Source organism: Mycobacterium sp. (genome assembly GCF_002863225.1).
In the GTDB taxonomy this organism is placed as follows: Bacteria; Actinomycetota; Actinomycetes; order Mycobacteriales; family Mycobacteriaceae; genus Mycobacterium.
Genome location: NZ_PKEK01000043.1, coordinates 18,631 through 29,345, shown reverse-complemented (window position 1 = coordinate 29,345; position 10,715 = coordinate 18,631). Strand labels below are relative to the sequence as shown.

General features: G+C 66.9%; 8 protein-coding genes and 1 tRNA gene. 5 read left to right on the top strand and 4 right to left on the bottom strand.

Translation table 11 applies throughout. The features are described 5' to 3' along the window. The 3 genes from CYU59_RS13960 to CYU59_RS13950 form a co-directional block, all read right to left on the bottom strand. Positions 1 to 693 (bottom strand): hypothetical protein (locus CYU59_RS13960; RefSeq protein WP_292990475.1); only part of this gene is annotated, 693 nt, incomplete at its 3' end. Between the two features lie 5 nt (positions 694 to 698). After that, positions 699 to 863, bottom strand: coding sequence for a hypothetical protein (locus tag CYU59_RS13955; protein ID WP_292990473.1), 165 nt, complete (start codon positions 861 to 863; stop codon positions 699 to 701). A gap of 505 nt (positions 864 to 1,368) precedes the next feature. Then, positions 1,369 to 1,440, bottom strand: a tRNA-Gln gene (locus tag CYU59_RS13950). Between the two features lie 130 nt (positions 1,441 to 1,570). On the opposite strand from CYU59_RS13950, the gene CYU59_RS13945 reads away from it, so the two are divergent. Further along, positions 1,571 to 2,161, top strand: a complete 591-nt coding sequence (locus CYU59_RS13945; RefSeq protein ID WP_292990480.1) for a TetR/AcrR family transcriptional regulator — start codon at positions 1,571 to 1,573, stop codon at positions 2,159 to 2,161. Positions 2,162 to 2,209: 48 nt separating this feature from the next. On the opposite strand, the gene lysA is transcribed toward CYU59_RS13945, so the two are convergent. Then, entirely contained in the window at positions 2,210 to 3,556 is a 1,347-nt protein-coding gene (gene lysA / locus CYU59_RS13940) for a diaminopimelate decarboxylase (RefSeq protein ID WP_292990470.1), read from the bottom strand. 106 nt (positions 3,557 to 3,662) lie between these two features. On the opposite strand from lysA, the gene mfd reads away from it, so the two are divergent. From mfd to eno, 4 genes are all read left to right on the top strand, one after another. After that, positions 3,663 to 7,316, top strand: a complete 3,654-nt coding sequence (mfd, locus tag CYU59_RS13935; protein WP_292990467.1) for a transcription-repair coupling factor — start codon at positions 3,663 to 3,665, stop codon at positions 7,314 to 7,316. A gap of 108 nt (positions 7,317 to 7,424) precedes the next feature. Further along, a complete protein-coding gene (locus tag CYU59_RS13930) occupies positions 7,425 to 8,414 on the top strand; it encodes a nucleoside triphosphate pyrophosphohydrolase (RefSeq protein WP_292990465.1) in 990 nt (329 codons plus the stop codon). Positions 8,415 to 8,617: 203 nt separating this feature from the next. After that, on the top strand, positions 8,618 to 9,370 hold the full coding sequence (locus CYU59_RS13925) for a lytic murein transglycosylase (protein WP_292990462.1): 753 nt from the start codon (positions 8,618 to 8,620) through the stop codon (positions 9,368 to 9,370). Between the two features lie 60 nt (positions 9,371 to 9,430). Continuing rightward, positions 9,431 to 10,711, top strand: coding sequence for a phosphopyruvate hydratase (gene eno / locus CYU59_RS13920; RefSeq protein WP_292990460.1), 1,281 nt, complete (start codon positions 9,431 to 9,433; stop codon positions 10,709 to 10,711). Positions 10,712 to 10,715: the final 4 nt, after the last annotated feature.

The window sequence follows — 10,715 nt, the reverse complement described above, 5'->3', positions numbered from 1 at the left end:
CAGGTACTGGGTCTCGGTCAAGATCTTGGACACCTGTTCCGGCTTGGCATGATTGACGAAATCGTGGCTGTCCCACCACATCATCTTGGTCTGGTATCGCTCACTCGGGTAAGGCGTCGCGGGGATGGGGGATACCACCCCGCCGGAGGAGCGCCAGCGGTTCAGTGCATACGCCGCCGCCGTGGCCATGCAGAACTGGTTGTCGAGCAGCGCCATCATGTGGAACGCACTCCGTGCCATCGCCTCGGTGATGCGGTGGCTGCGCTCCGGGTCGTCGGTTGCCCAGGCCGACTTCATTTCCAGGACTCCGAACGGCACCCGGTCGTTGATGATGTTGCGCACCAGGCGCTGGCTGGGCTGACCCGCCCACTCGACGAGCGCGTGCGAGTCCTCGGCCGAGCGCAATGGACCGATCGCCCGCAAACCGGCCACGGTTCGGCCGGCGCTGTCGAGGACGGCAAAGAACATCACCGTGTCGGCGCCACTTTGAAGTGCCGCGGTGTCGAGTGCGCACTCGACAGCGTGCTTGCGGTAATTGCGCAAGGCGCCGGCCACGTACTCCGACCAGAGCGACCGATCGGCACGGGGTGACGAAACGACCAGAGTGCAATCGATGTCGGGGTCGTACCACTCCAGACTGTCGCGGAGGGCGAACGTGTCGGCGCGCGCGGGACCGATGGACGCGGTGGTCATCGTGCTCACCGTGTCCAGCTGTCGCCGTGACGCGCACCGGCCTGCAGCCGTGGGCACCGGAGGTGTGGCCGGTCATAGGCCGGCGCGGAGTTGATGGGGAAGACACACCAGACGAAGCTCGCCAGAAAGAACTTCTCGGTCGTGGTGTTGTCCATCGAAACAGTGGTCATGTGGGACCCTTCCCTCGCGAGGGGCCGACTTCCAGTTTGTTTCGCGGCACATTTTGTGCTTTTTGAATGAGCTGGGGCTGATTAGTTAACCCTGAACTCAACAAACTCGAGCAAACCGATATTTAATTGTTGAACGGAACTGAACCTTTAAGTATATGAATCTTATGTTAGTTCCGGTCGGTTGGACGATACTACATTTCTACCCGTTGACCTGCAACGCCGTCGCGTGGCGCGACTTTCGAACGACCCGGCCAGGCTTAAAACAGTCGGTGCGAGTTATTCGAACAAAGGCTGTTAAATCGACTCATATGCGGCGTGAAACGATCTGTAATTAGCACCAATCGACCGCAGCCTGATCCACCGGTGAACGAAAGTAAGCAAAAGCGGGCCGGAATTACGCACTCGGTCTCAGGAAAGGCTAAGGAATGTGCAGCTGGGAAGCGGGCTGAGTGGGCTCGCACCGGCCGGGGGCTGTCTCAGGAAACGATCGATCACTCGCGCAAAGCTCCGTCGCCAGGACTCGAACCTGAACTGTCTGAACCAAAATCAGAAGTGCTGCCGATTACACCACGACGGATCGCTGCGACCAGCGGTGAAGACCGCGTCCACTCTAGACGACCGTGCGGGCCGATCGCGGACCGCAGCCGGGGGATAACCTGTAGGGCGTGGCTGCGCCGGATAAGGAAACCAAGGCGCCCCGCACCAGGATGACCGGTAGCGAGCGCCGCCACCAACTCATCGACATCGCGCGCTCGTTGTTCGCCGAACGGGGTTACGAAGGAACGTCGATCGAGGAGATCGCCCTTCGCGCCAACGTCTCCAAGCCCGTCGTCTACGAGCACTTCGGCGGCAAGGAAGGTCTGTACGCGGTCGTCGTCGACCGAGAGATGTCGGCCCTGCTGGATCGCATCACGTCATCGCTGACCAACAACCGGTCCCGGGTACGGGTCGAGACGGTGGCGCTGGCGCTGCTGACCTACGTCGAGGAGCACACCGACGGCTTCCGCATCATGATCCGCGACTCGCCCGCCTCGATCAGCTCGGGAACTTACTCCAGCCTGCTGAACGACGCCGTCAGCCAGGTCAGCTCGATTCTGGCCGGCGATTTCGCCCGTCGGGGCCTCGACTCCAACCTCGCGCCGCTGTACGCGCAGGCACTTGTCGGATCGGTGTCGATGACGGCCCAGTGGTGGCTCGACACCCGGGAGCCCAAGAAAGAAGTGGTCGCCGCGCATCTGGTCAACCTGGTGTGGAACGGCCTGACCCATCTGGAAGCCGACCCGCACCTGGCGGAGTAGCCGGCCGCGAGCGCCGGCGCGCACTGCCGCGCAGCAGCGGGTCGTCGTTCATCCCAGGTCGCGGGAGAGCAGGTCTGCGGTCGTCTCGCGGCGGACCAACTCGCGCGCCCGGCCGTCGCGCACCGCGATCAGAGGCGGTCGTCCGACCATGTTGTAGTTCGACGCCATGCTGTGGTGGTACGCGCCGGTCACCGCGACCGCCAGCAGGTCGCCGGGATGGACGTCCGAGGGAAGCTCCACGTCTCGTGCGATCTCGTCGCCGGACTCGCAATGCCGACCGGCCACGGTGACCAAACGTCTTGGCGCCAGCGAATGTCGATTAACCAGTGCCACAGTGTATTTCGTGCCATACAGCGACGCCCTCGGGTTGTCGCTCATCCCGCCGTCCACGGCCACGAAGGTTCGCCCACCGGGCTGGGTTTTGACTCCCCGCACCCGGTAGAGCGTGACTCCGGCCCGCGCGCTGATGGCCCGGCCGGGCTCGACGACGACGGTCGGCCGTGGGAAGCGCTCGGCGGCGCAGGCGTCGTCGAGCGCGTCTTCGATCACCCGGGACAGCTCGTCGACGCGCAGCTCAGGGTCGCCGGCGAGGTACGGAACGCCATGGCCGCCACCGATGTTCAATTCGGTCAGGATGATGCCGTGCGACGAGCGGATATCGGCCATCGCTGCGATCAGTCGACGGATCGCCTCGGCGTAGATCGCCGCCTCGGGGACCTGCGAGCCGAGGTGGCAGTGCAGTCCGACCAGCTGCAGGCTCGGATGGGACAGCACTCTGCACACGGCGTCAACGGTGTGGCCGCCGGCCAGGGCGAACCCGAATTTCTGATCGAGGGTGCCCGTGGTCACCGCCGGGTGGCCGTGGATGTCGAGGTCGGGCGTCACGCGGATCAGCACTCGTTGGCGTCCCTCGGCCAACCCGGCTAGCTCGGTGATCTCCAAGGTCGAATCCAGCACGATGCGTCCGACCCCGAAGCGCACCGCTGCGCGCAGCTCGTCGCGTGACTTGGCATTGCCGTGCATGACGATCTGGGCTTTGTCGACACCGGCGGCCATGGCGGTCGCCATCTCGCCGGCCGAGCAGACATCGACGCCGAGCCCTTCTTCGCGGGCCCACCGCGCCACCGCGATGGTCAGCAGGGATTTGCCGGCGTAGAGCACCTCGGCGCCGCTGAGCACGGAGTGATAGCGGCGGGCGCGAGCGCGGAAGTCGGCCTCGTCGATCACGTACGCGGGTGTCCCGAATTCATCGGCGACGTCGGTGAGAGGTACGTCACCGATGCAGAGTCGTCCGTCGTCGTCGGAGTGGGCGGTGAGCGGCCAGATCGCCGGGTGAAAGCGCGGCGAGGCCGCATAACCTATGGAAGGCAAGAGGTCCGGCAAAGTCGATGTCATGTCCTCAGCCTCCGCCCGGTCTGGGCGGGTGCAGGTTTTCTAACGGATCCTTGACGACGCTCGGCCGAAATTTGACGGTGCTCGGCACCCATACAATGGGGTGATCATGACCGCAGGGGGAGAAGAAATCAGCGCTACCCCGATCGCGGGGCTGGTGGAGTTGGCGCTTCGCACGCCGACCCTGCAGCGACTCATCGAACTGACGGCCGACCGCCCGGATGAACTGGCGCTGGTCGGACCCGCCAGCGCCCGGCTGTTCGTCGCCACTGCCCTCGCGCGCCAGGGCCCGCTGCTCGTCGTGACCGCGACCGGACGCGAGGCCGACGATCTTGCCGCCGAGCTGCGCGGCGTACTCGGCGACGCGGTCGCGATGTTCCCGTCCTGGGAGACGTTGCCGCACGAGCGGCTCTCACCCGGGGTCGACACCGTGGGCGCCCGGATGATGCTGCTGCGCCGACTGGCTCATCCGCAGGACACCCGACTGGGCCCGCCGCTGCAGGTGGTGGTCACCGCCGTGAGGTCGATGCTGCAACCGATGGCCTCGCGGCTGGGCATGGCCGAGCCCCTGACTCTGTCGCTCGGTGACGAGGTGGCCTTCGAACAGGTCATCACCCGGCTGGTCGAGCTGGCGTATACCCGGGTCGACATGGTCGGTAAGCGGGGCGAATTCGCGGTCCGCGGTGGCATTCTCGACGTCTTCCCGCCGACCGCCGAGCACCCGGTGCGCGTCGAGTTTTGGGGTGACGAGGTCAGCGAGATGCGGATGTTCGCGGTGGCCGACCAGCGGTCGATCCCAGAGATCAGCGTCGAGTCGGTGATTGCGGTCGCGTGCCGCGAGTTGTTGCTGACCGACGACGTGCGGGCCCGGGCGGCTGAGCTCGCCGGACAGCAGCCGGCACCCGAGCACGGCATCACCGGCGGCCCCGGCGACATGCTGGCCAAGCTCGCCGAGGGCATCCCGGTCGACGGCATGGAGGCGCTGCTGCCGGTGTTGCGGCCCGAGGACATGACGCTGCTGACCGATCAGCTGGCCGACGGCACTCCGGTGCTGGTGTGCGATCCGGAGAAGGTCCGCACCCGGGCCGCCGACTTGATCAAGACCGGCCGCGAGTTTCTCGACGCGTCGTGGTCGGTGGCCGCCGTCGGCGGCGATTCGCCGATCGACGTCGAACAGCTCGGCGGTTCGGGCTTCCGTGGGCTCGGCGAGGTGCGAGACGCCGCGCGCCAGACCGGCCATCCCTGGTGGACGCTGTCCCAGCTGTCCGACGAGTCGGCGATCGAACTCGATATCCGGTCCGCGCCGTCGGTCCGCGACCGGCAGAGCGCCGTCGCCGGTGTCGAGGCGATCTTCGCGATGCTGCGCGCACACGTCGCGACCGGCGGGTCCGCCGTCGTGGTGGCGCCGGGCAGCGGGACCGCGCATCGCGTCGTCGAGCAGCTGGCCGAATTCGAGACGCCCGCAACGTTGTTGGAGCCGGGCGCCGAGCCCAAACCGGGCGTGGTCGGAGTGCTCAAGGGCCCGCTGCACGACGGTGTGGTCTTCCTGGACGGCGGCCTGGTGATCGTCACCGAGACCGACCTGACCGGCAACCGGATGACCGCCACCGACGGCAAACGCCTTGCCGCCAAACGCCGTAACACCGTCGACCCGCTGGCCCTGACCGCCGGCGATCTGGTGGTGCACGACCAGCACGGCATCGGCCGGTTCGTCGAGATGACCGAACGCACGGTCGGCGGCGCGCGTCGTGAATACCTGGTGCTGGAGTACTCCTCCAGTAAGCGGGGGCAGAACGAGACCGACAAGCTCTACGTGCCGATGGATTCGCTGGACCAGCTGTCGCGCTATGTCGGCGGTCAGGCGCCGACGCTGAGCCGGCTCGGCGGCAGCGACTGGAGCAACACCAAAACCAAAGCGCGCAAAGCGGTCCGGGAGATCGCGGGTGAGCTCGTCGCGCTCTACGCCAAGCGACAAGCCACCGCGGGGCACGCCTTCGGACCCGACACTCCGTGGCAGGCCGAGATGGAGGACGCGTTCGGCTTCACCGAGACCGTCGACCAGCTCACCGCGATCACCGAGGTCAAGTCCGACATGGAAAAGCCGGTCCCGATGGACCGCGTGATCTGTGGTGACGTCGGCTACGGCAAGACCGAGATCGCCGTCCGCGCCGCCTTCAAGGCGGTCCAGGACGGCAAACAGGTTGCGGTGCTGGTGCCGACCACGCTGCTGGCCGATCAGCATCTGCAGACCTTCGCCGCGCGGATGGCCGGTTTCCCGGTCCGGATCAAGGGATTGTCCCGGTTTACCGAACCGGCCGAATCTCGTTCTGTCATCGAAGGATTGGCCGACGGCACAGTCGACATCGTGATCGGCACCCACCGGCTGCTGCAGACCGGGGTGCGCTGGAAAGACCTCGGGTTGGTGGTCGTGGACGAAGAGCAACGCTTCGGTGTCGAACACAAGGAACACATCAAATCGTTGCGCACCCATGTCGACGTCCTGACGATGAGCGCCACCCCGATCCCGCGCACCCTGGAGATGAGCCTGGCCGGTATCCGCGAGATGTCGACGATCCTGACGCCGCCCGAGGAGCGCTACCCGGTGCTGACGTATGTCGGAGCCCAGGACGACAAGCAGATCGGCGCGGCGCTGCGCCGGGAGTTGCTGCGTGACGGGCAGGCGTTCTACGTCCACAACCGGGTCAGCTCCATCGACGCGGCGGCCGCGCGGGTCCGGGATCTGGTGCCGGAAGCCAAGGTCGCGGTGGCGCACGGGCAGATGCCCGAGGAACTGCTGGAGACCACCGTCGAGGGGTTCTGGAACCGCGAGTTCGACATCCTGGTCTGCACCACGATCGTCGAGACCGGCTTGGACATCTCCAACGCCAACACGCTGATCGTCGAGCGGGCCGACACCTTCGGACTGTCCCAGCTGCATCAGCTGCGCGGCCGGGTCGGCCGCAGTCGCGAGCGCGGTTACGCCTATTTCCTGTACCCGCAGCACAATCCGCTGACCGAGACCGCCTACGACCGGTTGGCGACGATCGCCCAGAACAACGACCTGGGCGCCGGCATGGCGGTGGCGATGAAGGACCTCGAGATCCGGGGGGCAGGCAACGTGCTGGGCGCCGAACAGTCCGGGCACGTCGCGGGCGTGGGCTTCGACCTGTATGTCCGGCTGGTCGGCGAAGCGGTCGAGGCCTATCGGGCCGCGGCCGACGGGCAGACCGTCGTCAGTCCTGAAGAGCCCAAGGATGTTCGGATCGACCTGCCGGTTGACGCTCATCTGCCCCCGGACTACATCCCCAGCGACCGGTTGCGGCTGGAGGGCTACCGGCGACTGGCCGCCGCGCCCGACGATGCCGGGATCGACGCGGTCATCGAGGAGCTGACCGACCGGTACGGCACACTGCCCGAAACCGCCGAGTTGCTGGTCGCCGTCGCCCGGCTTCGGCTGATCTGCCGCGCGGCGGGAATCACCGAGGTGTCGGCGGCATCCGCTGCCACGCTGCGAATTTCGCCGCTCACGTTGCCCGATTCGGCGCAGGTGCGGCTGGCCCGCCGCTATCCGGGTGCGCGCTACCGTGCCACCACCTCGACGATCCAGGTGCCGATTCCGCGGGCCGGCGGGGTGGGTGCGCCGCGGATTCGCGATCTGGAATTGGTTCAGATGGTCGGCCAATTGGTGGCCGCGCTGACCGGAAAACCGGAAGAATCGACGCAGACAGTTAGCCCCCGGCAACAAGAGAAGCAGGCACGATGACGCGCGCTGATGACGATGACCCCGGCCGGGCCGGGGTGGAGGAATGGCGCCGATGACTTGCGCTGATGACGATGACCCCGGCCGTGCCGGGGTGGAGGAATGGCGCCGATGACAGTAGTACTGGTCGACCCGCGGCGGCCGTCGCTGGTGCCGGTGGAAGCCATCGAACTGCTCTCCGGTGAAGTGCAGTACACCGAGGAGATGCCGGTCGCAGTGCCCTGGTCGTTGCCGGCGGCGCGTCCGGCCCACACCGGTGAGGACGCCCCGGTGCTGCTGTCCTCCGATCCCGACCACCCCTCGGTGACGGCTCGGCTGTCCGCCGGCGAGCGGCTGATCTCGGCCCCCGGCCGGGCGCCGGGGGAGCGTTTGCTGGACGCCGTCGCGATGATGGACAAGTTGCGTACCGCCGGACCGTGGGAGAGCGAGCAGACCCACGATTCGTTGCGCCGCTACCTGTTGGAGGAAACCTACGAGCTGTTCGACGCCGTCCGCAGCGGCGATGCGGATTCTCTGCGCGACGAGCTTGGTGATGTGTTGCTGCAGGTGCTGTTCCACGCGCGTATCGCCGAAGACGCTCCCGCGCATCCGTTCACCATCGACGACGTCGCCGACGCGTTGCTGCGTAAGCTCGGCAACCGCGCCCCGGGAGTCCTTGGCGGAGAGCCGATCTCGTTGGACGACCAGTTGGCTCAGTGGGAGGAGCGCAAAGCCCAAGAGGCGCCGCGCGACTCAGTGGTCGACAACGTGCCCACCGGCCAGCCGGCTTTGGCTCTGGCGCACAAAGTGATTCAGCGCGTCACCAAGGCAGGTTTTCCGGCCGACCTGATTCCGGCGAACATCACCTCGATCAGCGTGGCGGTCGATGTCGACGCCGAGGACACCTTGCGCACGGCGGTGCTGCAGTTCATGGACACCGTGCGCGGTGTCGAGAAGGTGGTCGCCGGCAGACGTCGCTCGGCAGACATTCTGACCGAGCTCGACGTCCCCCCGGTCGAATCGATCACCGAAGACGAGTGGCGCGCCTGCTGGCCGGTGGATGGAGCCGAACCGGAAATCAAATCCCTGACGGAGGGTGTCGCCGAGGACCCCGAGGGCTGACAGCGTTATTACGCGCGCGTACGCAGGTGTCGCGGTGACGTTCGACACGCCCGGGCACGCGGGTGGGGTTCGATGGGATTCAGCTCAGGCGCTGGTCATCGCTGCTGGACAACGGTGATGCGCGTGACACGCGCTGTCGGTGGCCCGGTGGGGCACTTCCGGGCCGTGGGACCATGGGTGAGAAGTCGTGTTTAGGGAGTCTTGTGTCGCGGGTCCGCTGGCTGCGCGCGTTGGCCGTCGTAGGCGCAACGACGCTGCTTTTGGCATCCAGCTGCAGCTGGCAGCTCGGCCCCTACATTCCCAAGGGCGTACCGCCACCACCCGGTGCGATCGTGCCGCCGGTCGACACCCACGCCAAAGGTCGGCCCGCTGATCAGCTCCACGCGTGGGCCGCGCAGCGGGCCCCGGCGATGCACATCCCGGTGACCGCGCTGGAGGCCTACGGCTACGCGGCGCGGGTCGCCGAGGTGGAGAACCCGAACTGCCACATCGCCTGGACGACGCTGGCCGGAATCGGGCAGGTGGAAAGCCACCACGGGACCTACCACCACGCGACGTTGTTCCCCAACGGCGACGTCCGCCCGCCGATCCGGGGGGTCGTGCTGGACGGGACCAACGGCACGATGCGCATCATCGACAACGAGCCGCGCATCCTCGGCGGTGAGCCGGGTGGAATGGACGGCGAGCCGGACACCGTCCGCGCGATGGGCCCCATGCAGTTCATTCCCGAGACCTGGCGCGAGTACGGCGTGGACGCCAACAACGACGGCAAGATCGACGTCGACAACATCGACGATGCCGCTCTGTCCGCCGCGGGATATTTGTGCTGGCGCGGGAAGGATCTGGCCACCGCCCGCGGGTGGACGGCGGCGCTGTGGGCCTACAACGACTCCGACGTCTACGCTCGCGCTGTTCGCGACGCGGCTACCGCCTATGCCGCAGGGCACTCCCCCTGAGCAGGCTTTAGGCTCTCTAGGCTAGGCGAGGCTGTAACCCTCACGACGCAAGGAGAACCAGTGCCGATTATCGAGCAGGTCGGGGCCCGCGAGATCCTCGATTCCCGCGGCAACCCAACGGTCGAGGTCGAGGTGGCCCTGATCGACGGGACGTTTGCGCGGGCCGCGGTGCCCTCCGGCGCGTCGACCGGCGAGCACGAGGCAGTGGAACTGCGCGACGGTGGCGACCGGTACGGCGGCAAGGGCGTCAAAAAGGCAGTGCAGGCAGTGCTCGACGAGATCGCTCCGGCGGTCATCGGTCTCAACGCCGACGACCAGCGACTGGTCGACCAGGCGCTGCTCGATCTGGACGGCACACCGGACAAGTCCCGTCTCGGCGCCAACGCCATCCTCGGTGTCTCTCTCGCCGTGGCCAAGGCGGCCGCCGACTCAGCGGAGTTGCCGCTGTTCCGCTACCTGGGCGGACCCAACGCGCACATCCTGCCCGTGCCGATGATGAACATCCTCAACGGCGGCGCGCACGCCGACACCGCCGTCGACGTCCAAGAGTTCATGGTGGCGCCGATCGGTGCGCCGAGCTTCTACGAGTCGCTGCGCTGGGGTGCCGAGGTCTACCACGCGCTGAAGTCCGCATTGAAGAAGCAGGGGCTGTCCACCGGGCTGGGTGACGAAGGCGGATTCGCACCCGACATGGCGGGAACCAAGGCCGCGCTCGACGTCATCAGCGCGGCCATCGAGTCCACCGGTCTGAAGCTGGGCGCCGACGTGGCGCTGGCGCTCGACGTCGCGGCGACCGAGTTCTACACCGACGGAACCGGATACCAGTTCGAGAAGAAGACCCGCAGTGCCGACGAGATGGCGCAGTTCTACGCCGAACTGCTCGACGCCTACCCGCTGGTGTCCATCGAAGACCCGCTGTCCGAGGATGATTGGGACGGCTGGGTGGGTCTGACCAACGCCATCGGTGATCGGGTCCAGATCGTCGGCGATGACCTGTTCGTCACCAACCCCGAACGCCTGGAAGAAGGAATCGACAAGGGCGCCGCGAATGCCCTGTTGGTCAAGGTCAATCAGATCGGCACGCTTACCGAGACACTCGACGCGGTCGCGCTGGCGCACCACAGCGGCTACCGGACGATGATGAGCCACCGCAGCGGCGAGACGGAAGACACCACGATCGCCGACCTCGCGGTCGCGGTCGGCAGCGGTCAGATCAAGACCGGCGCCCCGGCCCGCAGCGAGCGGGTGGCGAAATACAACCAACTGCTGCGCATCGAGGAAGCTCTGGGCGACGCCGCCCGCTACGCCGGCGATCTGGCGTTTCCCAGGTACACGCCGTAGCGCC

Coding starts and splice junctions, on each gene's coding strand:
- CYU59_RS13955 (WP_292990473.1), bottom strand. CDS start 863: ATGACCACTGTTTCGATGGACAACACCACGACCGAGAAGTTCTTTCTG.
- CYU59_RS13945 (WP_292990480.1), top strand. CDS start 1,571: ATGACCGGTAGCGAGCGCCGCCACCAACTCATCGACATCGCGCGCTCG.
- lysA (WP_292990470.1), bottom strand. CDS start 3,556: ATGACATCGACTTTGCCGGACCTCTTGCCTTCCATAGGTTATGCGGCC.
- mfd (WP_292990467.1), top strand. CDS start 3,663: ATGACCGCAGGGGGAGAAGAAATCAGCGCTACCCCGATCGCGGGGCTG.
- CYU59_RS13930 (WP_292990465.1), top strand. CDS start 7,425: ATGACAGTAGTACTGGTCGACCCGCGGCGGCCGTCGCTGGTGCCGGTG.